The following is a 23,893-nucleotide window of genomic DNA, read 5'->3' as shown; positions in this document are numbered from 1 at the left end:
CAGTAGTTTACAGTTATCAATAGACGATGACGGCCTCTGGCAGGTGGTAGTCTTCCCAGGGCTGACCTTCATGGTCCAAAAGGCGTTCGAGCAGATACACGCCGCGCATATACATGTGGCGCGCAAAACGCGGATTCAATTCGAACCTGGTGGAGGTAATGAAGCTCCGCGCCAGTCCCAAAGCAAGACGGGCGTCAAAGGCTTTGTCGCCATGCCCGTGACCGTATTCACGGGCAAAGTGCAACATACGGCGGGCACTCCAGTTCAGGCGCGCCCTCAAAGCGGGCTCGAAAATGGGTAATCTGAAATTGGAAATCATGAACACGGAGATGTCCTGCAGCGGGTCGGCCTGGCAGGAGCGGTGCAGGTCAATGAAATGTATCTTTTGTGTTTCGTGATCGTACACGATGTTGTTGATGTTGAAGTCCCCATGAATAAACACGGAGTAAGGAGCGGTAAGTTCTTCTTCCACTTTCCTGCAACGCTCGAGAAGCGTGGCAAGAGGTGGAATTTCAGTAGCTTCCAGGGCCCGGCGGGGGCCATCCAGACAGGGGTGCAAACGATACACGTCGTCCAGCCTGGAGTTCACCTGTTTCAGAAAATTGCAGCTTGCCGGCCCCATGGCAATGGAGTTGTCCCATACCGTCTGGAGGGTCTGCTCAACGAGAAAAACGGCGTTGCGAACGATTTCCGGATCGGCGCTGAGCACCACATCCTGATAGGTGCATCCACCAAGAAATTCGATGAGCAATGATGCCTGGGTGTCTTCTTCCTGATGCGCCAACACACTGGGGGGCAACCCGGGCATCAAGGTTTCCCACCGTTCGATATTCCGTTTTTCCTGCAGGAGTTTTTTGCGGTTGCCTTCCTTGAAAAGAACCCCATTTGCCTGGCGTGGCTGATCACTTTCAGCATCGCCCCCTGTGGGCGTCTTACCGGCGACCTTGCTGATGCGACACCCTGAGCGGGTGCCCCAGATGGAATGAAATTCCACATCGGATATCGGCGCTGCAAATCCCGAGACAGCAAGGGTTTCCTTAAGTGCTTCATACTGCCTGATCTTGAACTTTTCCCCAACGGCAGCAAAAATGACAGCCTCGCCAATGTTCAGCAACGCATCGCCCATGCGCTCCAGATATCGCAGAATCAAGTGGCTTGTGATGAGATTCTCTGTCTCCCTACCGGAGCGCAACTCCACCAGAATGCGATCGAACTGCACTTTGTAGAGCAAATCAAGCGTCAATTCAGCCCGGCAGATCTTGAACGCCAGAGACATGTCGAGCTGCACCATGGCCTTGTAGACCAGCTCGAGGGCCAGGAGCACTTCCTTGAAAAATTTCTCGAAATCGTACCGCTTGATGAACTCGGGGTCCTGCAAGTGCTCGACCTGACCCACAATATTGACGGCATAGTCGGCTATGCGTTCCAGGTTGCTGGAAATGGTATTGGTGGCGCGTAAAAGATCAACCCGTCGTTTGTCCGTGGCTGCCTGGCGGTGGATAAGGGAATAGCATTTGTTCTCGACAACGCTTTTGAGGTTATCGATATAGTCATCACGCCCCTCAATGGCTTCAATAAGCTTGGGGTTGTTGGCTTGCAGCACCCGCTGCGTGTTCTCAACCTGCTTGATGACTTCCAGGACCATGAACCGCAAATTGTCGGCCAGCCCCTCTTGCAAGAGAATCCGCTCCACGTGGCTACTCCGTTTCCATAATCAGGGTGGCGTCTTCGGGGGCAGCAGTTTCCTCGTCCTTCCAATTGAACTTGAGCGTCAACTTGCGTCGATCTCCCTTTTTTTTGGCTTCCAGGGAGAATTCGATAAGTCCATGGGGCTCAAGCACAAGTTCGCTGTCGCGAACACTCAGACGAAGCTTTCCCGAAGCAAATCCTTCATTCAGAAGGGCAAGATACTTTTGGATACTTTCGCAGTCCTGCAGTGATTCATATTTGAACACGCCGTCACTGGACATGAAGATACCTCTCTGAGATTCTATGTGGTGCAGAAATAAAGAAGATTTGTAACGGCTATCAGGCCAGGCGCGCGGTGTACTCGTCGATGACCTTGGATCTGGAAAATCCTGCAACAATGAGTTCCTTGCGCACGGCCATATCTTCCCAGGCAGGCTGGTAGCCAATTTCCCTGGCGCTCTTCTCCGCGTCCCTGAGATCCGGCGATAAGGCCTTTTCCCCCATATGACAATCATCGCCCATGAACACCAGCAAGGGGCGGGAGCCCCGTTCACGCGTAGCATTCTGCCGATGCACAACACTGATAAGAAATTCAGTGTACTCGCGGGATTGCGGATTCCATATCTCGTAGCCATCCACATCGTAGTTGGCCAGAAGAATGGGCCAGAATTGTTCAGGGTGGGGAATGACTATCCCGGCGCCAAGACTGCGCGCTTCCTCAATGATTTCTGAAGCACGATAAAAATACTTGAGGGAAAAGTCCTTTTTGACGAGCTTTTTGACCGCCTTCAAATAGACTTGGGCGCGAGCAATGAAGCGCTTGCCGTAGATGTCGGAAAGGTTGTTCAGGTAATTGCGAATCAGCTTGTTCTTGACCATGCTCGCAGGAGTGGTGGTCCAGTTCTGTTCGAGCATTTCCCGCAGTTTCTGCGCATAGATACGGCAAAATTCGACCATTTCTTCATCTGCACCGGTGTCGGAAGAAGCCTGCTGCCTGCTTTCCTCATGACTGTCCTCGATGAGGGCGTCCATGAAATCAAAAAGCTGGGAAGACCGGTAGTTGAACGTATGGGCAAGCATGGATTTGAGCACATCAGCCCGTTCGCCAAATTCGGCCAGCTTGTCTTTGCGGAAATGCAGCAGCAACTGGACCTTGCGATTAAACCCACTGGAATAGCAATCAACCTCCACGCCGACGTGATCGCCCCACTCCAGCAATTCGTTATGCTGTGTGGGGATGATGAGCGACTGGCTGGCGTTGGGGTACATCGCAGTAATACGCTTTGCGATGAGGTCCATGGGGACAAACTCAGGGTGCCAGTGTACGGCGAGAATCTCGCTCTGCATGGGGTGCGATTTATCAGGCGTACTGACCCACTCCCGCTGTTCTTCATTCAGTGTGATAGAGGTAATCTGCTTGAATCGCGACAGATCATCCTCTGTCACTTCCCGCGGGATCGTAGCAAGATCAATGCTTGCACATTGCGCGCTCATGTCGCTTCGAACCAACTCCACACCAACACGTCCTGATTTCACCATAATAGTAAACGCCTCTAGCTTGAACCGCATCTGATCTGCGGCATAAAGTCAGCACTTAATCGTACTTGTCGTGGCAAACCTTTTTACAATGATCCAGGGCAGCCACACTTTTACTGACGGCCTCTAAATCGGCCTCGGAAACAGCCACAAGAAACTGCTGCAAGGCGGATTCATAATCCTTGTAATACTCATCGCCTTTGCCGGGGTAGGTTATCATCAACTCGCTGTCTCTGGCAAAGGCGTGCACCAGGGCCCTTTCGGGCAGAGTTCCTTGCTGTAGAGCCATTTTGATGGCCTTGAATTCCGTCTTCATGCGTTTTTTCAGGCTCTTATACTTCGGGCGCGGACGTGTTGAAAGACTAGCGAACTCCTCTTCAGGCTCTACCACCAGAATTTCATCGTCATCCTCGTCCAGATCATCGTCATCTGCCGTCAAATCCGCATCATCGTCTGCGCTTGCTGCATCCGCCAGCGCTCCCTCTGTATCAGAGACAGCATACGGCAATTCCTGCTTGGGGTACTTGACCTTCAGCTTTACACGCAGGTCTTCACCTTCTTCCTTGATGGAAAGACCAATGCTTTTGAAGCCTTCGAGTTCGATCTGGCTATTACCGACGCGCAACACGCCAGTTTCCATATCTTCCCCCAGCTTTTTCAGGAATGCGGCGGCTTCATCCATGGGCAGTATCATTTCGACTTTTCGTTTGCTCGCCTTATTCATGTTTCCTCCTGCACGGGGGTTTAATTCTATACTATACTTCACAACCGGGTTTTCCCAAAAAATTAAGATAATGCATGCAGCAGCTCAGGACAATACCGGGAGTAAAATACTTATTTAGATACGGCCGCAGCGGTGTTTGATGTTCACACCCTTGGTGATAAAGATGACGCTTTCAGCCACATTGGTGGAAAGATCCCCGATACGCCCCATGCTCCGCGAAGTCAGAATGGTGTGCACCGAACGTTCGATGGCGGGCGCTTCCTTGAGCATATAGTCGATGAGTTTCTTCAGAATCGACAGATCGAGCTCATTGGCGCGGTAGTCCATGTCGCAGACACGTTCGGCAAGTTCCATATCGTCATCTTTCAAGGCCTTGATGGCAGAGCGCAGCATCTCCAGGCTCAAGCCGGACAATTCCTCCAACAGATGGTTGAAGGGAAGCGCAGGCCGCAAGGACAACAGCAGCGCACGCTCAGCAATGTTGACCGCCTCATCGCCCACGCGTTCAAGATTCACTATAATGCGCATGATCCCGACCACGAAGCGCAAGTCCTTGGCAACAGGCTGTTCCAGCGCCAGGATCTTGAGGCTGTTTTCGTCTATATCGCATTCCAGGCGGTTGATATTCTTGTCCATGTCGATAACTTCCTGGGCAAGATCCGTATTGCGCTCGAGCAGCGCTTCCAGGGCCTTTTCCAGGGACTTCTCGGCATAAGCAGCCATTTCCAAAACCTGCAACCGCAGGTTAACGAGTTCCTCTTCCAGATGGAGTTTCGATTCCATAATTGTCCCCTTTAAGGCTTAACCAAAACGACCTGTAATATAGTCTTCAGTCTGCTTATTACTTGGCCTTGTAAACATCATTTCAGTATCCCCCACTTCTATGAGCTTGCCCATATAAAAGAAAGCCGTGGTGTCAGAAACACGCGCGGCCTGTTGCATACTGTGCGTCACGATTATGATCGTATATTCTTCTTTCAGAACATGAATGAGGTCTTCGATCTTGCGTGTGGCAATGGGGTCCAGGGCGGAAGCAGGCTCGTCCATGAGCAGCACCTCCGGCTCCACGGCCAGAGCACGGGCAATACAAAGCCGCTGCTGCTGCCCGCCGGAAAGTCCCAAAGCGGAGGTGTGCAACCTGTCCTCAACCTCTTTCCAGAGGGCGGCATGCTTCAGGCTTTGCTCCACCATATCGCTGATGTAACTTTTGTCGGTGATGCCGTTCACACGCATCCCGTAAGCAACATTCTCGAAAATAGTTTTCGGGAAAGGGTTCGGCTTTTGAAAAACCATACCTACCCGCCGACGCAACTCAACAACGTCCACCTTGGTATTGAGAATGTCTTCATTCCCAAGCTTGATCTCGCCTTCTGCACGCGATGCAGGAATAAGATCATTCATTCGATTCAAACAACGAAGAAACGTACTTTTTCCGCACCCTGAAGGACCAATGAGCGCCGTGACCTGATTTTCCATAAATTCCAGGCTCACGTCATGCAGCGCCTTGAAGTCCCCGTAATAAAAATCCAAATGGGACGAATACATTTTGATACTGTTCGCAGATTCCATGTTCCTATCCTGATGAGCGGTGCAAGCCTTCAACTTATCTTAATCTTAACACGCAAAAAAATATTCCGCAGCGTGGCCTTATGTGTGACCACACCTGACGGGTATCGCATACCCAATGCCGCGTTCACTCCCTGCCAGGCACGCGACATTATGAGGATACGGCCTGGGTTTGATCAGAAATTCCTTGCGGCAATGGTTCCGTTATCACCATCGCACGCAGAGCAACGAAGAAGGTAACGCCCCTTCCATTGGCGGCCGGGCTTTCCACCCAGACTTCTCCACCCATCTTGTCCACCATGTGCTTGGTGATTGCCAGTCCAAGACCGGAAGAGCCGGCGCTGTCTTTTGCACGGTGCTTTTCAACTCGGTAAAAACGTTCGAAGATTCGCTTGCGCTCCTCTTTGGGAATACCAGGGCCATTATCTTGAATGGCAATGAGCATCTTGTCGTCACGAAGCTCGTTCCAAATGGTGACCAGAGGCTCTTCTTCCCCATCCCCGGTATCTTGAGGGCGGCCGTATTTCACCGCATTCTCCAGCAAATTACGAAAGACCTGAACCAGCCTGTCCTTGTCCGCCATGACCAGCACGCCACTATCTTCCACATGGTTCACAATGGTGGTGTTCTGAGCAACCGCCAGATGGTTGCATTCCTTCAAAGCGTGGTTCAGAGCTTCTGCCGCGTCCACCTCGTCCACTTCAAAGGGATTCTTTCCTCCCTCCAACCGGGCAAGGTTCAAAAGATCATTGACCATCTTGGACATGTGGTTGGCATTGCGCAAGACGACGCCCATGAATCCAATCAGCGACTTCTGGTCTGCAAATCCTTCTTCCAACCCCGTGAGCACTGTCTCCGCATACCCCTTGATGGACGTAAGGGGTGTTCGCAATTCATGAGAAACATTAGCCACGAAATCACTGCGTACACGCTCGAGCCGGCTCAGGGTGCTGATATCGTGAAAAACAGCCACAGCACCGAGTTCATCAGGTTCGCTGTCTTCTCTGGCCAAGCTCACTATGGCGACGTCGTAGACACTGTCCTTGCGGGGTTCGATCTGGAACGTACGCAGCGCCCGTTCGTCCTTGTCCCGCATCACTTCCTGACAGGCCTGTTGCAATTCAGGGCTCGAGATCAGCTCCAAGGGACGCCGCCCTTCCTGATCGCGACACTCGGGAAAAATCGTTATAAAGGCTCGGTTCATGGAAATAATGCGGCAAGAGGTATCCAGAACCATAACCCCTTCGTTCATGCTGTTCAGTACTGCTTCAAACTGCCCTTTCTGCTCTGTAATTATCCGAATATGCTCTTCAATGCGCTCCGCCATCTTATTGATGGAGCGGCTCAGGGAATCCAGTTCGCGACTATGAAAACCAACGGCGCGCTCCCTGTAGTGTCCCTGTCCTATATGCTCCGCCACGGTTATCAGCGAATCCATGGAGCGCCCAAGCCAACGTACGAGAAAAATGCTGAATATGCCTGAGAGTAAAATCGCAGCGCCTAGCGCCAGCAACAGTCCATTGTTGATACGGTTGACCTGCTCAGGGACGTTTCTGTTGGGCATGGCCATGCCGACCCAGTAATCCCTACCGCTCCCCGCTGCAGGAACATGCCGCCAAACGCGCAGGATACCTTCCGAGAGGAAAGCGCGTTCATCCAGGATGTCGCCCGTTTTGTCTGGCATGTTATGGGGCGAGAAGGAGTCTAACCCCCACGCGGCTGCACTCTCGGTGGTCAGCAGTTCAGAGCCGCTGGAATCCACCACGGCCACCGCAATCCCCAATTTTTCTGCAACGACATCAAGGGATGCAGCCGCCTGCGCCGAAGGAGCATCCGTGTCCAGCTCTGCAACATGGTCCGCCAGTGCAAACACCCTTTCAGCATCTGACATGGCTTCCCGGACAAGCTCATCAAGCAACACCGACCGCAGATACCAGGATGGCGCCAGCACTCCCAGAAGAATTACCAGGAAAAACGAGAGGAGCACCCGGGTGCGGAAGGAGAATCCTCTCCGCATCGCCCGTCACTCCCTGAATCTGTAGCCAACACCGCGCACAGTCTCCACATAAGCGGCGTATGGCCCCAGCTTCTGGCGCAGGCGCCGGATATGAGTATCCACTGTGCGTGCATACCCTTCAAATTCATAGCCCCAAACGCGATTCAGCAACTGGTCGCGTGTCAATACACGGCCTTGACGGTTTACAAGTTCACTCAGCAGCTTGAATTCGGTAGCGGTGAGCTCCACCTCTTCCTCATCCACGGCCACCTTGTGCGCTTCCATATCAACCATCAAACCATCCCGCTGCCATTGAGCGCGGGGGGCTGCTTCGTCACCTGGCTGTGCACGCTTCAGGATGCTTTTAACGCGGAGCAGCAATTCGCGGGGGCTGAAGGGCTTCACGACGTAATCGTCCGCCCCGAGCTCCAACCCCACTATGCGGTCCACTTCCTCGCCACGGGCAGTCAGCATGACCACCGGAATGGACGAGGTTTCCTTCTTGCGTTTCAGTTCCTTGCAGATTTCAAAACCATCGAGCCCCGGCAGCATGATATCCAGGATAATCAGCTTGGGGCTTCTGGTTCTGGCCAAATTCAGCCCTTCATATCCGTCAGCGCTGGTGATGACCGTAAAACCCGCGGCTTCCAGGTTGAACCGCAGCAGATTCAGAATGTCCTCGTCATCTTCTATGACCAGGATGGCGTCTTTGCGCATGTCTTCCTCCGAGCTCAAGGGCTTAGCCAATTCCAGGTGGCAGATTAATGAACGGTTTGTGACAACTTTATGACATTTTCAACAAATACGCCCAGGCTAACAGATTGCTATCTAAAACTATTCCACAAAGCGTCCCAACAAGGGCTGTTCATGTGTCAAACAATGCAACGTGCCAAGCCCCAGCACCAGGTCCACGGCATGGATACCGACGACCCTGCGCCCCGGAAACAGTTCCGCGATGATTCCAAGGGCATCACGATCCTGCAACGCATTGAAGGTAGGCACTATCACAACTTTGTTACCAATAAAAAAGTTGGCGTAGCTTGCAGGCAGGCGCATGTCACCAAACCACAACGCAGGGGGCATGGGCAATCTCACAATGTCGAGCCCCTCCCCTTCCAGACGTTCGCGATTTTCCTCCATGGCTGTGTGATTCGGGTCGGCAGGGTCTGGCTCACGGCTCAGCACCACACTTTCAGGCGTCACAAACCGACAGAAATCGTCCACATGGCCATGGGTATCATCTCCGGCAATGCCGCGCCCCAGCCAGATGGTGCGCTCCACCCCAAAGTGGCTGCGAAAAAAACTTTCGTACTCTTTTTTGTTCCACCCAGGATTACGCACTTGACGCTCTGGGTCCTGCAAGCATTCTTCCGTCACCAGCAAGGCACCCTGGCCGTTGCCATCCACAGCCCCCCCTTCCAGTACGACGGCGTCACCATTCCACACGGCTTCCACTTGGAGGGCGTTTTCTTCACCTGCAACCTTTGCGGCCATCGCCTTGCCGGCGGCATCATCCAGTTTATGGTCCGGATAGCGGGCCCAGCCGGTAAATCGGCAGCGGACAACCGCGCCTCCTTCCTGCGTGTGCACGAAAAAAGGCATGAAATCGCGGGTCCATCCACGATTTGTCTGCTGTTGCACCAACTCCACCGGCCATGTGCGCCACCCGGGGCAGGCATGATCCAGGATTTTTCTTGCCTTCTTTTCATGCTGCGCATCGTTGACCAGTATCCTGACTGATTCAGAAGAAGCCAGATGCCGCACCATTTCTGCAAAAACCCAGGGAATGGCAGCAAATTTCGGACTCCAGTCGCTAGCATTGTGTGGCCAGCCTATCCACACGGCTTTGTGCGATTCCCATTCGGCTGGCAGCCTTGCTCCAGCAAGATTTTTGTTCGTCACATCCATTCTTTGGAGTACTCCTTACTTGTAATGACAGTCGCTTCTCTGCATACCTTACAAGCTCTTGCAGGAAAAGCGTTTGCCTACAGTGTTTCCGTACCGATCCGCATGTCTTGCAGATCAACTTCCGTTCAATATACCAAACAGGTTTGACGCGCCCCTGACCCACGCATATTGTCGCCCCACGAGCATACATCCATGAAAATATTCCAAGTCATCAACGTGCGTTGGTACAACGCCACCGCCTGGTACTGCGTGTATCTAAGCCGGCTGTTACATGAGGCAGGGCACGACGTGTTGGTCATCGGGCAAGAGGGCACCCCTCCTTTGCAGGAGGCGGAACGTTTAGGCCTGCGTACCCACGCCCTGGACCTGAACAGCGCCAATCCGCTGATTCTTGCCAGGACCTTGGCGCGAATGCGCACTCTTATCCGTACGCTGCAGCCCGAAGTGGTCAATTGCCACCGTGGCGAAGGCTTTATTTTCTGGGGCCTACTCAAGCAACTCATGCGGGGTGACGCCAGTTATCGCCTTGTGCGCACCAGAGGCGATCAACGCCCCCCAAAAAAATCTCTGCTTAACAGGTGGCTGCACAGTGCGCTGGCTGACGCTGTGGTCGTGACCAATTCCGCGGCTGCGTTCCAGTGTCGTGAAGCCCTTAACGTACCGGCCAACAAACTTTGGCTCATATACGGGGGCGTAGACACCACTCGTTTCTGTTTTTCCCAACCAGGACGCGAACGTGTTCGCTCGGAATTCGGCTTCACCCCCGACGATATTGTCATTGGTCTTGTGGGCCGCTTCGATACGGTCAAGGGACAGCGGGAACTGCTGGAAGCGTTGGCAAGGTTGCGCAAAACTGCGCCCCATCTGCGTGCAAAGCTTCTTTTGGTAGGGCATGACAGCGCCCTGCCCACCACTGCCGTCACGGCCTGGGTGCGTGAATTTGATCTGCAGGACCATGTGTGCATCACTGGCCGCCGACAGGACGTCCCTGATTGCATTTCGGCAATGGATATAGGCGTTGTCGCCTCCTTATGGAGTGAAGCCATTGCCCGTGCAGCACTGGAAATAATGGCCTGCGGACGCCCGTTGTTTTCCACGGCAGTGGGCGTGATGCCCGACCTGCTTGGCCCGGAAGCAATATGCCCCCCTGGTGATGTGGCAGCCCTGGCCACCCTGTTGGAAAAAGGCGCCGCAGACCCCGCTTTTCTCGCCGCCATCACCAAAGAACAGCACCAACGCATTGCCCAGCTCTCGGGCCATGCCTTCCTGCACCAGACCCTCAGCGTCTACACGTCGGTGTTGTAAATTTTATAGTGATAGATTTTTCGAGGGAAGAGCCCTTTGTAAAGGGACTCCCCTCACATAATCAGAATCAGTACGCATCTGTCGCCTGCAGGTGTGCAAGCAGGCGGGGCGCCACCATCTCTGGCGTCAGCTCCCACAAGCAACGGGGGCGCTCATAAAGCGTGCAACTGTTGCGATTGCACGGCTGACACTCCAGAGGGGTGATGTCCATGAGCGCCAGTTGGTCGTGCTCGGGCGCTGGAAATGTCCACGAGCGGCTGGTAGCGCCCAGCACCGTAAAGGTGGGTACCCCCAATGCAACGGCAATATGTCTGGGAGCGGAGCAATTGCCGATATGCAGCCGCGCCTCACCCACAGCCGCAGCCATACCTCGCAGCGACAAGACATCAGGAGGCAGCAACAGACGTCCTGCAGCAGTTCCGGCGGCAAGAGCGGCATCGCGCACGCCAGCGACAGCCTCACGTTCGCCAGGGCCATACAACAACAGAAAATCAGCCTGAGGCACATCTGCAGCCAAAAGATGTAGCAAGCGCCCCCAATATTCTGGAGGCCAGGCGCGAGAACTGCGACGATGTGTAGGATCAACACTGATAAGCATGCGCCCCTCTTGAAATCCCAGCGCCTGCAGCAGCCGACGTGCTTCTTCACGCTCCTCTTGCAGCAAATACAATTCCGGCCGCTCCCCGCTCCATTCAAGCCCCAAATGGGCCAATACGCTGGCCTTGGCCATGGCGGCGTACCCTTCCTTGGGCATTTGCCAGTGGGTGTACAGCATGCGGTTGTACCACGGCGGGGGGTAACTCAGTCGGATCCGAGCGCCTGAAAAGGCAACCACCCAGCGACAGCGCGGCAGTTGCTGAAAATCAACCACCAGGTCGTGCCCTTTGCCATTGTCCCCGGCACGCGCCACCCGCCAATAAAAAGCAAGCTCCCTGGGTAATGAGGTCAGCTCTTTCTTGTCTATGCTCCAAATTTTGGTGAGCCGTGGATTGTGTCGCACCACGGGTTCACACTTGGCCTCCGTAAACAAATGAAGCTCTGCCTGGGGAAAGGCCTCGGCCAGCAGCCGCACAGAAGGCGTACACAGCAAGACGTCGCCGATCTGCCGCAACTGGCAAATCAGAATGGAGCGCACATCGCGCAATGCGGCTGTAGATATGGACTTTTGCATGCTCGCCTGGGCTTGGAATTATCGCGTCGTATTGGCATCAGTTCCCTACACGCAGGGGCGCATCAGAGCAAGGGGCGCTAAGGGAGACGAAAAGGAAGTGACCTTCTTCTGTGTTCTGGATTCCCGCCTGCGCGGGAATGACAGGGGCGCGCGGTCACGAGGCAATGTAAAAGGCAGAGCGTCAGCCGCTGCTGCCTATACAGCCGGCAGCGCCCTTTGTTTCAAATGCGCTCGTGTTCACAGTCCACCACCCCTTCCGTGTGCAAAACGCGCTGTGGCGCCCTTCCGCCAGCACCTACCCAGCATATTGTCATCCCAAAGAAATCGGGGATCCAGGCTACATGGAATAGCAACAGGGCGAGACAAATTAAGGAACATACAAGCCAGAAGGACCTGGAGACAAAACAAGTGGAGGGGAGAACAACTGTTACTTCAAAAACTACAGACTTGCGACGACCACCTTCTGCTCTTGCGGGTCGTAATAAACCTGACTGTAATTCACGGGCTCTGTAATCCGAAGAGTGACTCCGAAACAATTGACAATGGTTCCGGGGTGGATTGTTTTATGCACCTTTACGCGTGCTTTCGCCGCCTTGCGGATGCGCGCCCGTTCTTGTTCGATTTCACTTTCGATATCTTTGATCTTCTGTTCCGCACGAAGACGCGCTTTCAGCAGACTTGCAATGGCCTGGCGTTTATCAGCAGGGGCGTTAAGCAGGATTTCCTTGGGGTCACCAGTACCCAGGGAAGCGTAAATACGTTGCAAAACCTGCTGGTACTGCTTTTTCGTGGCCATTTCCTCACTGAAACTGCGACGTTCGATACCCAGAAAAATCGTGGTCTCCACCCCCAGTTCACTGCCAATTTCATTGGCTTCGACGCCTTTACCTGCACGTACTGTTGAGCCAATTATCTTGCCGCGCCCCTTTTTGGCATAGACCATATTGCCGGCAAAAACGATGCAATTGACGAGCTCGTGGGCAACATTGACATCACCCCCTGCGGTTATGGTGGCGTTTTTGGCAAACAGAGCGGAAACACCGCCCTTTGCGGACACCTTGCCTCCACCTTTATCCATAATGATACCGCCGCGGACTTCAATGTCTCCCGCGGCCTTTACGGTGGCGCTTTCTATGACATCGTTCACAAGAATATTGCCGGGGGAAGTGACAGAAAAACCGGAAAGCACAGCCCCCTTGACGTGGACAGAACCTTTTTCAAGGTCAATGTTGCCACAGCTCATGTTCACGTCGCCGCGGGTTGTAAAGACGTCGGTCACGGAAAGCGTGTTGCCGACAAAAAAGACCATGCCATCTTCCGAGGCATGAAACATGTTTCCGGATTCGTCAGCATCTACATTACCACTCAGTTGCAAATTGAAGGGCCGCCCTTCCCGTGCATGAATGATCTTTCCATAAACATCCCGCCCTGGCTGCCCTTGCTGCGGGGGGTGGAGCTGACCGATGACTTCCCCCTTTTTCACTGAGCGCACAATGCCGCGGGCACGGAAATCAATACGACCGGTTTCCTCGTCCATGACGCCCAAATCCGAGCGGCTCTCCTTGTAAAGCATTTCAAACCAACCGTCCTCGCCATCCTTTGGTGGAACACCCCGGCAGACCACTACATCCTTGATGCGTTTTCCCTGCGCTTCAGAATGCCCTATACCTTCCAGTATGGACTTGTGATTCACGTCTCCTGAAATACCTTCAGCTTCCAGGGCGGTGACCATACGCTCCACGGAAATGCGGTTGCCGCGAAAATCTTTGGGGTAAATAGTGGCCTGAACCTCCATCCGGTCATCCGAGATGGTGAGCATGCCGGCGCTGCTGATATACATGTCCTGCCCGTTCTGGACCACAAGTCCATAACGGTCTGAACGGACAATAAGGCTGGACTGGTCGAAGAAGCAGCCGCCTTTTTCAAGAAAGTTCATGCTCTTGCCACGCTCAGGCCCACCTGCAGGAATGGCATTGCCTTCCAGATTCGTTCCAGGTTTGGCAAAGGTGGCGGCCTCCAGACGACCAAAGCCATCGTTTGGAAAAACCGGATAATTCCAATCGCCCAAAGGAACAACCTTGGCGTCTTTTGCGCGTTCTGGCGGCTGCCCCTGGGCTATGATGACATTGGAGACCTCGTACCCCCTGGCCATTGTCTTGAGCATTTTTTTGGCCACTTCTGTTGCAGGGGGAATGTGCACCCCTGCATTGCGCAATATTTCCATGAGGCGCGGCCCATCAATGGGGCGCCCTTTCCCTACAGCGGGCAACCCGCGCAGGATAGTGGCCGTCATTTTGTCTGGGGAGATTTCGAGTTCGATTTCCGCGTTGCAATGCGCCAGGCTGACTTCAAAACGCCCCTCGCTTATGGATGCGACGGACACTTCGTTTTGCGAAGCCTCGAGCTTTTTTGCCCCTTTGAGGGCGGCTTCTTCAGCGTTCTTGGCCTGAACGGGAACCATTCTCAGACGCATTGCCCTTTACCTTCCAATATAAAAAAAGCCCCGCACTTCAGGGTCCAAGAGAAAATTATCGATAATTGCATGGGCATATCTTCACTTTACCCTACTTATGCAACACCTGCAATCGTTTCGCAATGATAAGCTCACCTCATATTTGCTGCCAAACCTGAGCAAGCCAGTATGCTTTATAGGAGCATACAGAAGCTGGCTTTTCGCGACGAGCCTTGCTATTAGTCCTGAGCGGCTGTTTTGTTCCCCGCATTGTGGCTGGGCTGCCGCATTTACACTTTTGGATAGGCCACCGCATAAAAAAGAGTCACAAAGCGCTGCTGTCCTTTTGTGCTCGACGGGATAAATGAACAAAAGCATATCGAACGAGGAGGAGCCCTGATGGGAAATACAAAAGAAAAAGTGATTCACCTCAGCAAGGAAACCGCAGACAAGGCAAATGATGCCGCGGCTGAAGAGGAGCAAACTGCATCAGAGGAAGAAGCTGCTGCAAAAAAGCCGGAAAAACTGCCAAAGAGTGACAAAGGGCGCGATATGGGAAAGGCAGCGGTCTTCATTTCAGTACTGACCGTGCTTTTGCTGCTTGTTTTCTTTTACGCACTGAACCGGAATGTCACCGGCCTTGCTACGCAGGTGGAGCAACTGGGCTCCCTGGAACAGCGTGTGGATCAGATGGATGGCACCATTGCCGACATGCGCAACGAGATGGCAGTGCTGCAGGAAGTCCCGGCCATTGCCAAACGCACCATGCTTCGCTCCATGCTGCAGGACCTTTCCCAGCGCACCGACTTCATTGCCGGCGAGGCTGAATCTGAAGAACAGAGCGCCAAACTGCAGCAAGCCAAGGAACTGCTCGAAGAAGTACAGCAGGAACTCCAGCAGTAGCGCCCTTACAGTTTTTCAGTTTGAGAACAGACTGGAGGGGCACGCCCCCGATGTTCAGGCCATGTGCTCCAGTCTGGCCACGATTTCACTCACAAGACGCGACAGTCGGCCGCTTGCTTCGCCGGCTGTCGCGATCACGTCTTCAAGGCTTGCCGGCTGCATGCAGTCCGGCAAGTTTTTATTTGTCAGACAAGAAATCGCCAGAAGCTCCATGCCAATGTGCCGTGCTGCTATGGCTTCGAGCACGGTGGACATGCCTATGGCGTCTGCGCCCAGAGCTTTGTAGGCCCTGGTTTCCGCAGGCGTCTCCATCTGGGGGCCGGGCACGCAGATGTAAACGCCCCGCTCCAGCCTAACGCCCAGGTCAAGGGCTGCGGACAGTGCGATATCGCGCAACCGTTGCGAATAAACTTCACACATGTCAGGGAAGCGTGGTCCCCAGGCTGCATCATTGGCGCCTGTCAATGGCGAATGGCCTGTAAAATTGATGTGATCGGTAATGAGCATGAGCCCCCCCGCATCGAACTGGGGATTGAGCGCTCCGGCTGCATTGGTCACGATAAGCGTCTTCACACCGAGTTCCGCCAGGGTCCTTACCCCCATGCAGACGTCTCCAGGGGAGTACCCTTCATAGAGGTGGAACCGGCCGTGGAGTGTCCAGACGGGGACACCTTGCAATTCTCCATGTCCCAAAGCGCCAGCATGGGACGCGACAGTGCTTTTGGGAAACCCTGGTATTTGACCGTAAGGAATGGTGAAATCTTCTTTCAGGGCGCCAGCCAGACCACCAAGTCCCGTTCCCAAAACAAGCCCCACAGAAGCGGGAATGGCATTTGGCTGAAGATCACTGACAAAACTGGCGGCCTGCTGGACTTTTTCTCTGTTTTGCATAATAATTTGAGATATCTTGGTAAGAGGATTATTGCGATCGCGTTACGGTTGCCCCCTAGTGGTGGCGACGCGAAACACGATGCCGCATGCATACAGCAGGTAGCAACAACTTGATGGGGCGGATTTACTATAGGCAGAACCTATGGATATAGCAACTTTTTTTGGCATCATTGTTGGATTCCTGCTGGTCATCGGGGCCATCATCTGGGGTGGCGCATTCTCGGTTTTTATCAATGTTCCGGGGTTCATGATCGTTTTTGGCGGCACCTTCGCTGCGATATGCGTGACGTTTCCTCTTGAGGAAGTCATGCAGGCTTTTGCAGGGGGCATGCAGGTGTTCTCCACCAAACGGGTCAAGCCCCAGGAAGTCGTCAACACCATGGTTCGCATCGCTGAAATCAGCCGACGCGAAGGCCTCATCGCGCTGGAAAACATCCAGACCGAAAACCCCATCCTCAAAAAAGCCTGCCAGCTCATAGCTGACAACGCCGACCCCATGCTCATCCGCGATACGGTAATGATCGAGATGGCCACCATGCGCAGGCGACACAATATTTCCATTGCCGTCTTCAAGCGTCTGGGCGGCTTTGCCCCGGCATTTGGCATGATCGGCACACTCATCGGTCTGGTGCAGATGCTGACCAGGCTCGATGACCCTAAAAGCATTGGCCCTGCCATGGCGGTTGCCATCCTTACGACATTCTACGGCGCACTGGTGGCCAACCTGCTCTTCCTGCCCATTTCCGGTAAGCTCAAAGCCCGTACGTTGCAGGAAGAGGTACATTTGAATATCATTTTCGAAGGTGCCAAATCCATCCTGGAGAATAACAACCCCAGGCTCGTCTACGAGAAACTCTCGTCTTTCATTCCGCCCAAGGAGCGCAAGAGTGCTGGATGATTCATATTATTTAAACAGCGTCGAAGAGGACGAGGACGATGGTCCGGACGAATGGATCGTGACGTTTGCCGACATTTCCATGCTGTTGCTGGTCTTCTTCATCCTCCTGTTCTCAATGTCCACGCTGGACATCAAGCGCTTTACCGACTCGTTCACATCCGTGCGGCTGGCCCTTGGCGATGAAGATTCCAGGGCGCTCACCAGCCGTGTGGGTATAGAAAGCGACGAGGGCTCAATCATAGAGTCCGTTTTGCTGCAGCGTCAGCTCATTGAGCAGCAGCGCAAAGTTTTCGCTGAAATCCGAACCTTTATGAATCGTAAAGGGCTTGAAGGCATCATAGGCTCAGTTTTTGACGAGGGCATCATCACTCTGAACGTACCCGGCAAGGTGCTTTTCGCTCCGGGTCAGGTAGAGCTCAGCCCCGAAGGACAAAAAGCCATGGACACCCTTCTTGAAATTTTCATCCAGCGCAAAGACCAAGTTATTAATATCCGTGGCTATACCGATGACGTGCCACCTGCCAAAGACAGCCGCTTCAAGGACAATTGGGAAATTTCGGCCTTGCGTTCAGTCAACGTGCTCAGGTACCTTATGCGGAAGGGAATCGAGCCAAGTCGGCTGACCGCTACGGGGTTGGCTGATCTGAACCCGCTCTATCCCAATACCAGTCCCGAAAATCGAGCAAAAAACCGCAGGGTCGAATTCGTACTTGAAAAACGCATCGGCAGCCAGTAAACAACCCGGTTTGCATCATGGACGATTTTTCTTTTTCACTACCAGGCGCAGATGAACGCCCCCGCCGCGCGTTCAGAGCAGCGATTCCCGGTGTGGAAGCTTATGTGGCCAAACTGAAGCGTTCATTTCCCATCAAGGATTTGAGCGCAGTAGGCATGGGTATCCAGGTCGGCAATGAGTCCGCTTTGAAAACCGGCGAGACGTTCACTTTTGACTTAATGCTGAACAAACGTGTTTATTTATCCGAAATTTCGGCCAAGGTCATGCGCAGCGGCGAGGGGGGAATACTGGGTTGCGCATTCGACACCATGGAAAAACACAAGGAAGTCAAGCTGGACAAGCTCGTGCTCGAAGTGCAAAAACGGTTTATTACCCTGCGCAAGGCGCAACAGGACAAGGAAGAAAGCTGACCGTCCTGCTTTTTTGCAACATCATGCGCTGTACCAGACGCAAAAAATGCAGCGCAGTTACCTAACATCGGATCTGGCAATGGACTGGCGGCCGCACCCCGTCGGCAAAAGCTGATAGCCGAAAAAGCGACTTAACGACGAACGACCTCTGGCAACCGCATGTGTCATCCCGCGGCTGTCCCAAGAATCCATAAGGCAAAGGTGACGATTCGTGGCACAAGTACGACATAAGGTCCTGGTTGCAAACCGGGGCGAAATAGCCATTCGCATCGTCCAGGCCTGCCAAAAGCTCGGCCTGGACTTTGTCTGCATTCATACAAAGGAAGACTGGCAATCCGGCCATGTAAAACTTGCCCGCAAGGAAGGCGGTGAAAAAAGCCTCTACCGTGTCGCTTCTTACCATGACGCAAACGAGGTTCTGGCCGTGGCCGACGACTCCGGCGCCACAGCCATTCACCCTGGCTATGGTTTTTTTGCAGAGGATTACCGCTTTGCACGCCGTGTTGTAGACCGCAGCCGCAAACTGATCTTTCTGGGGCCTTCCTGGCGGGTCATCCGCGAACTTGGTGACAAGATCAACACCAAACGCCTGGCCAGAAGCCTTGGCGTCCCCACTGTCCCAGGCTCGGACAAACCCATTTATGACGAAATGGAAGCCGAGGAGATTGCGGAAAGCCTATTCTCCTTCCAGGCTGAGCAGGGCATCGAAAAACCGCTCGTCCTGGTAAAGGCCTCGGCTGGCGGTGGCGGTATGGGCATCGAGGAAGTACACGATCCCGCCTCGTTCCGCTCCGTGTATCGCCGCATCCGCAACTACTCCATGCGCCAGTTCAACGATGAAGGCGTTCTCATCGAGCAGCGCGTGAACTCCTTCAACCACCTGGAAGTCCAGGTTGTAGGGGAGCGCTCAGGCAAAAACCCCGTACACTTCGGCACCCGTAACTGTTCTGTACAAAGTTCGGGCCGTCAGAAACGCATTGAAGTCGCCCCCGGATTTGCGCCTGAAGTAATCCGCTACTCTTTTGATGCAAACGTGGTGCTGGATGACATCGTGCGCCATTCCCTGGCCATGGCCGAAAAGGTGCACTACGACAGCGTTGGTACCTGGGAGTGGATTGTAACACCTGCGGGACAGCCTTTCCTCATGGAAGTCAACACCCGCATCCAGGTCGAAAACGGTGTTTCTGCTTTTATCTCACGCATCAAGGGCAAAGGCGATGTCGACCTCATTGCCGAACAGATCCGCATGGGTCTGGGCGAGCCAATGGGCTATACCCAGGACGACATCACCTTTGATGGCGTGGGCATCGAGTACCGCATCATTGCAGAAGATCCCTACGACCGCTTTACCCCCTGGGTGGGGCGCATCGACGCCTTCTCCTGGCCCACTGACCCCTGGATCAAGATGCACACACAAATTCCTACCGACGAGCCCTATCAGATTCCTACGGAATACGACCCTAACCTGGCTCTAGCCTTGATCTGGGGCAAGGATTTGCAGGAAGTGAAAAACAGGGGCCTCTTGTTCCTGGACAAACTCGTGTTGCAAGGCCAGGACCGCGAAGGCAACCCCATGAAGTCGAACCTGCGCTTCCTGCAGGAAAAAACGCACACGTTGCTGGAATTCTAACCCTGTTGCCGCTTTTACGCGTCAGGCAACACGCACGACTGCGCATTTTGGAGGCAGTGCCCGCTTATGGATATTGAAAAACGCACTCTGCTGCTCACTGAGCGGCTCAAATACATACAAGACGTTTTTGGTGACAAGGAAAACGCCAACGTCAAGCTGCTGAAGTCAAAGCTCGACGAATTCCTGCTCAAAGAGCGGGAAATGGATATTCCTACAAAAGTCCGGCAACTTACATCCCTGGATGATCTTTTCAGCTTTCTTGAAGCAAAGCTGGAAAAAGAACTCACGCCCATGGATAAGGTGCGCATAGTACGCCACCCGCAGCGTATCTGCCTCAAGGACATCCTGGAAAACGTGTATGACAACTACACCGAAATAGGTGGTCAGGACGAATACAGCATCGACCCGAGCATGCTGATTGCCCGCGCCTACATCACCCGACGCTCCGGCAAAAAGGTGCACCACCAGCCGGTCATGGTCATCGGCCAGGAAAAGGGGCACGGGCAGGAATTCCGTAACGGCGGTTCGGTCAAGCCCTGGGGCAACGCCAAAGCGCTGAAGTACATGCAGGTTGCGGCCACGGAAAATATCCCCATCCACACCTATGTCTTCACGCCCGGCTCCTACCCCATTGAGGACTACCCCGGCGCTGCACAGCAGATCGCCCGAAACCTCTATGAAATGTCCGGATTTGCTGTGCCCATTATCTCCGTCTTTTCCGAAGGCGGTTCGGGCGGCGCAGAAGCCATCGGCCTGGGCGACCGCAGACTCATGCTTTCCCATGGGTACTACTCGGTAATCTCTCCCGAGGGCGCCGCCGCCATTGAAGGCAGGCTGCGCCAAGGCATGCGCGCTTCGGGCGAACTGGTTGAACGCTGCGCCCACCAGCTCAAAATCACGGCCCAAGACAACCTGAACAACGGGTACATTGACCGTGTGATTCAGGAACCGCCGCTGGGCGCACGTCCTGAGCACTATGACTTTTTCAAGCAGCTCCGGCAGGAAGTCATCCGCGCCACAGACGAAGTCGTGCTCGACGTAAAGGGTATCCAGCTCTTTCGCGCCATGGCTCTGAGACGCTACCGCGGTGGCAAAAGCAAGAACATGCCTGACCTCGACAGCATATACGTGCGCTGGCACCTGGGCACCGGCGCCCGCGAAAGCCTGCTGGCCCGGCGCTATTCGCGCTTCATGCGCATGAGCCGCCACGCCCGCATGGATAAACGCAGCTCCAGCAAACGTTTCTACTCTTTTGCCTACGATCTGGGGTGGTCCATATATTCCTTCTTCAGGTACGATTTCCTGCGCAAGCACCAAAAAAAGGTCTCCAACACCGTGGAGGAAATCGGCGCAGAAGCTCACCTCGTCTGCAACAAGGTCTTTGGCCCCTGTCGCGAGATGCTCAAGCGCATCACTCCTTCCAAGGACCAGCAGGACAAGGCGCAGCAACTCACCCAGCTCTCCGCCTGGGATGAAGAAAGTGAGCCCAGGTCATCCTGGGGGTGGGTCAGCCCCCGAGCCAAGGACGACAAGGCAGTCACCTGCCCCAATGCCGCGACACACGGCTGCCTGGATCTTTGGGCGCCCGACCTTTTTGGTGAATTCGCAGGTGTCTGCAACTATTGTGGGCATCATTTTCCCATGGAATACCAATGGTACCTGGCCAATGTCTTTGATCCAGGCTCCATCTATGAATTCAGTTCTGAAATCGAAAGCAAGAACCCCCTGGGCTATCAAGGGTTCGACGCAAAATTGGAACAGGCCAAAGACAAGAGCGGCCAGAAAAGCGCATGCATGACCTTTGAAGCGCGCATACAAAATCTGCGTGTGGTCGTCGCCATGCTCATGGGTAACTTCCGTGGCGGTACTGTAGGAGCTGCTGAGGGCGAAAAATTCGTCCGCGCCGCCGACCGCGCCCGCCGCAAGCACTTCCCGTTCCTGGCCTACGTGCACGGTACCGCCGGCATCCGCATCCAGGAAGGCGTCAACGGAGTCATTCAAATGCCCCGCTGCACCCTGGCCGTGCGCCGCTATATCGACGCCGGGGGCCTGTATCTGGTTCTCTACGACACCAACTCTTACGCCGGCCCCGTAGCCAGTTTCCTGGGCTGCTCTCCGTATCAGTTCTCCATCCGCTCCGCCAATATCGGCTTTGCCGGTCCCGGCGTCATCAAGGAGACTACGGGCATAGATATACCCCCTGACTACCACAAGGCGTACAGCGCCCTGTCCAGGGGGCACATCCAAGGCATCTGGGACCGCCGTACCGTGAGACGCAACCTGTATCAGTCGCTCTTGACCATGGGCGGCAGAAACCTCTACTACCGCTAGGCGAGGAGGAAAGCACAGTGCTGGACGTCGCCAGTTTGCTGGAAGAAATTAAAGCCTCGCCCTATGAGGAGCACGAAATCTACGCTCCCCACACGGGCACTGTGACCTTTGCCGAGATCGAACCCGGCAGCAAGGTGCATGGCCCACAGGGAACCTGGCGTGAAAAGCCCGGAACCCTGCTGTTGCAAATAGAGCGCGAGCGCAACAAAAAATCGATCAATGCCCCGCTGAAAGGGGAAGTAGCCGCCATATACGATGAACATGCCGATAAATTCGTAGAGGCGGGAACCCCTCTTGTCAGGCTGCGGCACTACCTCTCCAAGGAAGAGGTCGTGTCCAGAATTCTCAAGGAAGCCCTGTATCTTTTCAAGGCGCCAGAGCGCGCCGCCTATTATTTTGTCCCGGATCTGGACAAGAAGGTAAAGGCGTCAGGCCCCAAGTCCATCACGGCCCACGACGGCATGGAAATGTTCATCATGTCGCGAATGAAGCGTGAAACCTCTATCAATTATCAAGGGCCTGAAGGCGTCATCTACGCGGTGTACTTTCAGTATAACGAAGTCAAGGATGCAGGCGATCCACTCATTGGTGTCTGCCCCCCTGACCAGTTCCAGCTCATTAACGACGTGGTCATGCGCGTCCAGACCGAATGGGAAGAGCCGGCGTAAGCCTGTTCTTCACCGCAAAGGGCGATACCATGGGCAAACATCTGCAAATCCGCGTAATGGCGCAAACCTGGAATCCAGAGGCCGTCTGCAAGGCTTGGCCCATGCTTTGCGCCACGGCAGAGCCTGCCAGCAAGACGGAAGCAGGCAGCAAGGCGCTCAGCGATGTACTGGCCCTTGTACAGGCGTTGCAAGACAGCCTTGAGTTTGGCCCCTGGAGCAAGGCGTATGTAAAAGCCCTCGAACCTGGCGTGCAACGCGCTGTTTCGCTCAAAAAGCAGCTTGAAGACGCCCTGGCTGACTGGAACCCGACCCAGGCCAACACGCTGAGTGACCGCCTGGAAGATGAATTGAACAGCCTTGAACGTGAGGCTGCAAAGGCCCCGGATTCACCATTGCCCTATCGCCCCTGACGGGCATACAAGCAAATGCGTGAAGGGGACTTACCCGAAATTCACACGGTCTGTGCACCGTGTCTGCAAGAACGACAAACGGCGCTCCACCGCCGTGTAAGGAGGAATCTATGGCTGCAACCCTGAACAAGGTCATGCTCATCGGCCGCCTGGGCCGTGACCCCGAACTGCGCTACGCGCAAAACGGCACTCCCGTAGCCAATATGCGCATCGCCACGGACGAATCCTATACCGACCGCTCCGGCAACCGGGTGGACAAAGCCGAATGGCACAGCGTTGTTGTTTGGGACCGCCAGGCTGAAAACTGCAACAACTATCTCTCCAAGGGGAGCCTTGTTTTTGTGGAAGGCAGCCTGCAGACCAGACAGTGGCAGGACCAGCAAGGACAGAACCGCTACACCACTGAAATCAGAGCCCAGCGCATCCAGTTTCTGGATACACGCTCCAAACAAGGGGGCGGTCAGCAAGGCGGTGGCGGAGGTGGTGGTTACCAGGGCGGCGGCGGTGGCGGCGGCTACTCCAACGATCCAGGTCCCGGCCCGGACGATATGGGGCCCGCGTTCCCAAGCGAAGCCAGTGGCATGGACGACGTGCCGTTCTAGTCTTCTCTCGAAAGAGTCACGAGGGGGGAGTCGATTGTAATCGGCTCCCCCTTCTTTTTTTCAGATT

The 23,893-nt window shown here is 54.4% G+C and carries 22 protein-coding genes; 10 read left to right on the top strand and 12 right to left on the bottom strand.

The features are described 5' to 3' along the window. Window positions 1-16: 16 nt before the first annotated feature. The 9 genes from ACZ5EH_RS16420 to ACZ5EH_RS16380 all read right to left on the bottom strand — a co-directional run bounded on the left by ACZ5EH_RS16420 (window position 17) and on the right by ACZ5EH_RS16380 (window position 9,419). Window positions 17-1,693 (bottom strand): PhoU domain-containing protein, encoded by a 1,677-nt coding sequence (locus ACZ5EH_RS16420; RefSeq protein WP_464274954.1) that lies wholly within the window; start codon window positions 1,691-1,693, stop codon window positions 17-19. A 4-nt stretch (window positions 1,694-1,697) separates the two neighbouring features. Beyond that, a complete protein-coding gene (locus tag ACZ5EH_RS16415; protein WP_464274953.1) occupies window positions 1,698-1,970 on the bottom strand; it encodes an amphi-Trp domain-containing protein in 273 nt (90 codons plus the stop codon). A 58-nt stretch (window positions 1,971-2,028) separates the two neighbouring features. After that, window positions 2,029-3,228: a hypothetical protein gene (locus tag ACZ5EH_RS16410; protein WP_464274952.1), complete on the bottom strand. Its 1,200-nt coding sequence runs from the start codon at window positions 3,226-3,228 to the stop codon at window positions 2,029-2,031. A gap of 55 nt (window positions 3,229-3,283) precedes the next feature. Beyond that, on the bottom strand, window positions 3,284-3,949 hold the full coding sequence (locus ACZ5EH_RS16405) for a GAK system XXXCH domain-containing protein (RefSeq protein WP_464274951.1): 666 nt from the start codon (window positions 3,947-3,949) through the stop codon (window positions 3,284-3,286). A 114-nt stretch (window positions 3,950-4,063) separates the two neighbouring features. Continuing rightward, complete coding sequence (phoU, locus tag ACZ5EH_RS16400; protein ID WP_464274950.1) at window positions 4,064-4,732, bottom strand: phosphate signaling complex protein PhoU; 669 nt, start codon at window positions 4,730-4,732, stop codon at window positions 4,064-4,066. Window positions 4,733-4,750: 18 nt separating this feature from the next. Beyond that, window positions 4,751-5,518, bottom strand: coding sequence for a phosphate ABC transporter ATP-binding protein PstB (gene pstB / locus ACZ5EH_RS16395; RefSeq protein WP_464274949.1), 768 nt, complete (start codon window positions 5,516-5,518; stop codon window positions 4,751-4,753). 148 nt (window positions 5,519-5,666) lie between these two features. Next, window positions 5,667-7,532: an ATP-binding protein gene (locus ACZ5EH_RS16390; protein ID WP_464274948.1), complete on the bottom strand. Its 1,866-nt coding sequence runs from the start codon at window positions 7,530-7,532 to the stop codon at window positions 5,667-5,669. Window positions 7,533-7,538: 6 nt separating this feature from the next. Then, the gene (locus ACZ5EH_RS16385) at window positions 7,539-8,228 is read right to left on the bottom strand and encodes a response regulator (RefSeq protein WP_464274947.1); all 690 of its coding nucleotides are present in this window, start codon (window positions 8,226-8,228) and stop codon (window positions 7,539-7,541) included. Window positions 8,229-8,345: 117 nt separating this feature from the next. Then, window positions 8,346-9,419 carry an agmatine deiminase family protein gene (locus ACZ5EH_RS16380; protein WP_464274946.1) on the bottom strand — a complete coding sequence of 358 codons (1,074 nt, stop codon included), beginning with the start codon at window positions 9,417-9,419 and terminating at the stop codon, window positions 8,346-8,348. Between the two features lie 192 nt (window positions 9,420-9,611). Here ACZ5EH_RS16380 and ACZ5EH_RS16375 point away from each other — a divergent pair, with 192 nt between their 5' ends. Then, a complete protein-coding gene (locus ACZ5EH_RS16375; RefSeq protein WP_464274945.1) occupies window positions 9,612-10,724 on the top strand; it encodes a glycosyltransferase in 1,113 nt (370 codons plus the stop codon). 67 nt (window positions 10,725-10,791) lie between these two features. Here the strand turns inward: ACZ5EH_RS16375 and ACZ5EH_RS16370 are convergent, their stop codons facing one another. Further along, window positions 10,792-11,895 carry a glycosyltransferase family 9 protein gene (locus ACZ5EH_RS16370; protein ID WP_464274944.1) on the bottom strand — a complete coding sequence of 368 codons (1,104 nt, stop codon included), beginning with the start codon at window positions 11,893-11,895 and terminating at the stop codon, window positions 10,792-10,794. 439 nt (window positions 11,896-12,334) lie between these two features. After that, entirely contained in the window at window positions 12,335-14,368 is a 2,034-nt protein-coding gene (locus ACZ5EH_RS16365; RefSeq protein ID WP_464274943.1) for a DUF342 domain-containing protein, read from the bottom strand. Between the two features lie 378 nt (window positions 14,369-14,746). Here ACZ5EH_RS16365 and ACZ5EH_RS16360 point away from each other — a divergent pair, with 378 nt between their 5' ends. Beyond that, entirely contained in the window at window positions 14,747-15,250 is a 504-nt protein-coding gene (locus ACZ5EH_RS16360) for a hypothetical protein (RefSeq protein WP_464274942.1), read from the top strand. A 54-nt stretch (window positions 15,251-15,304) separates the two neighbouring features. Here the strand turns inward: ACZ5EH_RS16360 and ACZ5EH_RS16355 are convergent, their stop codons facing one another. Next, window positions 15,305-16,141, bottom strand: coding sequence for a purine-nucleoside phosphorylase (locus ACZ5EH_RS16355; RefSeq protein WP_464274941.1), 837 nt, complete (start codon window positions 16,139-16,141; stop codon window positions 15,305-15,307). Between the two features lie 142 nt (window positions 16,142-16,283). Here ACZ5EH_RS16355 and ACZ5EH_RS16350 point away from each other — a divergent pair, with 142 nt between their 5' ends. The 8 genes from ACZ5EH_RS16350 to ACZ5EH_RS16315 all read left to right on the top strand — a co-directional run bounded on the left by ACZ5EH_RS16350 (window position 16,284) and on the right by ACZ5EH_RS16315 (window position 23,826). Next, window positions 16,284-17,039: a motility protein A gene (locus tag ACZ5EH_RS16350; RefSeq protein WP_464274940.1), complete on the top strand. Its 756-nt coding sequence runs from the start codon at window positions 16,284-16,286 to the stop codon at window positions 17,037-17,039. Then, the gene (locus ACZ5EH_RS16345; RefSeq protein WP_464274939.1) at window positions 17,029-17,775 is read left to right on the top strand and encodes an OmpA/MotB family protein; all 747 of its coding nucleotides are present in this window, start codon (window positions 17,029-17,031) and stop codon (window positions 17,773-17,775) included. Before ACZ5EH_RS16350 ends, ACZ5EH_RS16345 begins: the two co-directional genes overlap by 11 nt. Before the next feature lie 17 nt (window positions 17,776-17,792). Next, on the top strand, window positions 17,793-18,185 hold the full coding sequence (locus ACZ5EH_RS16340) for a PilZ domain-containing protein (protein ID WP_464274938.1): 393 nt from the start codon (window positions 17,793-17,795) through the stop codon (window positions 18,183-18,185). Between the two features lie 211 nt (window positions 18,186-18,396). After that, window positions 18,397-19,815, top strand: a complete 1,419-nt coding sequence (locus ACZ5EH_RS16335; protein WP_464274937.1) for a biotin carboxylase N-terminal domain-containing protein — start codon at window positions 18,397-18,399, stop codon at window positions 19,813-19,815. A gap of 66 nt (window positions 19,816-19,881) precedes the next feature. Beyond that, window positions 19,882-22,146 carry an acetyl-CoA carboxylase carboxyl transferase subunit alpha/beta gene (locus tag ACZ5EH_RS16330; RefSeq protein ID WP_464274936.1) on the top strand — a complete coding sequence of 755 codons (2,265 nt, stop codon included), beginning with the start codon at window positions 19,882-19,884 and terminating at the stop codon, window positions 22,144-22,146. Window positions 22,147-22,163: 17 nt separating this feature from the next. Continuing rightward, on the top strand, window positions 22,164-22,814 hold the full coding sequence (locus ACZ5EH_RS16325; protein WP_464274935.1) for a biotin/lipoyl attachment domain-containing protein: 651 nt from the start codon (window positions 22,164-22,166) through the stop codon (window positions 22,812-22,814). Then, window positions 22,796-23,224 carry a hypothetical protein gene (locus ACZ5EH_RS16320; protein WP_464274934.1) on the top strand — a complete coding sequence of 143 codons (429 nt, stop codon included), beginning with the start codon at window positions 22,796-22,798 and terminating at the stop codon, window positions 23,222-23,224. The genes ACZ5EH_RS16325 and ACZ5EH_RS16320 overlap by 19 nt, the downstream gene beginning before the upstream one ends. A gap of 110 nt (window positions 23,225-23,334) precedes the next feature. After that, the gene (locus tag ACZ5EH_RS16315; protein ID WP_464274933.1) at window positions 23,335-23,826 is read left to right on the top strand and encodes a single-stranded DNA-binding protein; all 492 of its coding nucleotides are present in this window, start codon (window positions 23,335-23,337) and stop codon (window positions 23,824-23,826) included. Window positions 23,827-23,893: the final 67 nt, after the last annotated feature.

This window comes from Desulfovibrio biadhensis (assembly GCF_055388615.1).
Note: the sequence above shows the minus strand (reverse complement) of the source record. Positions and strands in the feature narration are given on the sequence as shown.

Coding starts and splice junctions, on each gene's coding strand:
- ACZ5EH_RS16415 (WP_464274953.1), bottom strand. CDS start 1,970: ATGTCCAGTGACGGCGTGTTCAAATATGAATCACTGCAGGACTGCGAA.
- ACZ5EH_RS16410 (WP_464274952.1), bottom strand. CDS start 3,228: ATGGTGAAATCAGGACGTGTTGGTGTGGAGTTGGTTCGAAGCGACATG.
- ACZ5EH_RS16405 (WP_464274951.1), bottom strand. CDS start 3,949: ATGAATAAGGCGAGCAAACGAAAAGTCGAAATGATACTGCCCATGGAT.
- phoU (WP_464274950.1), bottom strand. CDS start 4,732: ATGGAATCGAAACTCCATCTGGAAGAGGAACTCGTTAACCTGCGGTTG.
- pstB (WP_464274949.1), bottom strand. CDS start 5,518: ATGGAATCTGCGAACAGTATCAAAATGTATTCGTCCCATTTGGATTTT.
- ACZ5EH_RS16390 (WP_464274948.1), bottom strand. CDS start 7,532: ATGCGGAGAGGATTCTCCTTCCGCACCCGGGTGCTCCTCTCGTTTTTC.
- ACZ5EH_RS16385 (WP_464274947.1), bottom strand. CDS start 8,228: ATGCGCAAAGACGCCATCCTGGTCATAGAAGATGACGAGGACATTCTG.
- ACZ5EH_RS16380 (WP_464274946.1), bottom strand. CDS start 9,419: ATGGATGTGACGAACAAAAATCTTGCTGGAGCAAGGCTGCCAGCCGAA.
- ACZ5EH_RS16375 (WP_464274945.1), top strand. CDS start 9,612: ATGAAAATATTCCAAGTCATCAACGTGCGTTGGTACAACGCCACCGCC.
- ACZ5EH_RS16370 (WP_464274944.1), bottom strand. CDS start 11,895: ATGCAAAAGTCCATATCTACAGCCGCATTGCGCGATGTGCGCTCCATT.
- ACZ5EH_RS16365 (WP_464274943.1), bottom strand. CDS start 14,368: ATGCGTCTGAGAATGGTTCCCGTTCAGGCCAAGAACGCTGAAGAAGCC.
- ACZ5EH_RS16360 (WP_464274942.1), top strand. CDS start 14,747: ATGGGAAATACAAAAGAAAAAGTGATTCACCTCAGCAAGGAAACCGCA.
- ACZ5EH_RS16355 (WP_464274941.1), bottom strand. CDS start 16,141: ATGCAAAACAGAGAAAAAGTCCAGCAGGCCGCCAGTTTTGTCAGTGAT.
- ACZ5EH_RS16350 (WP_464274940.1), top strand. CDS start 16,284: ATGGATATAGCAACTTTTTTTGGCATCATTGTTGGATTCCTGCTGGTC.
- ACZ5EH_RS16340 (WP_464274938.1), top strand. CDS start 17,793: ATGGACGATTTTTCTTTTTCACTACCAGGCGCAGATGAACGCCCCCGC.
- ACZ5EH_RS16330 (WP_464274936.1), top strand. CDS start 19,882: ATGGATATTGAAAAACGCACTCTGCTGCTCACTGAGCGGCTCAAATAC.
- ACZ5EH_RS16320 (WP_464274934.1), top strand. CDS start 22,796: ATGGGAAGAGCCGGCGTAAGCCTGTTCTTCACCGCAAAGGGCGATACC.
- ACZ5EH_RS16315 (WP_464274933.1), top strand. CDS start 23,335: ATGGCTGCAACCCTGAACAAGGTCATGCTCATCGGCCGCCTGGGCCGT.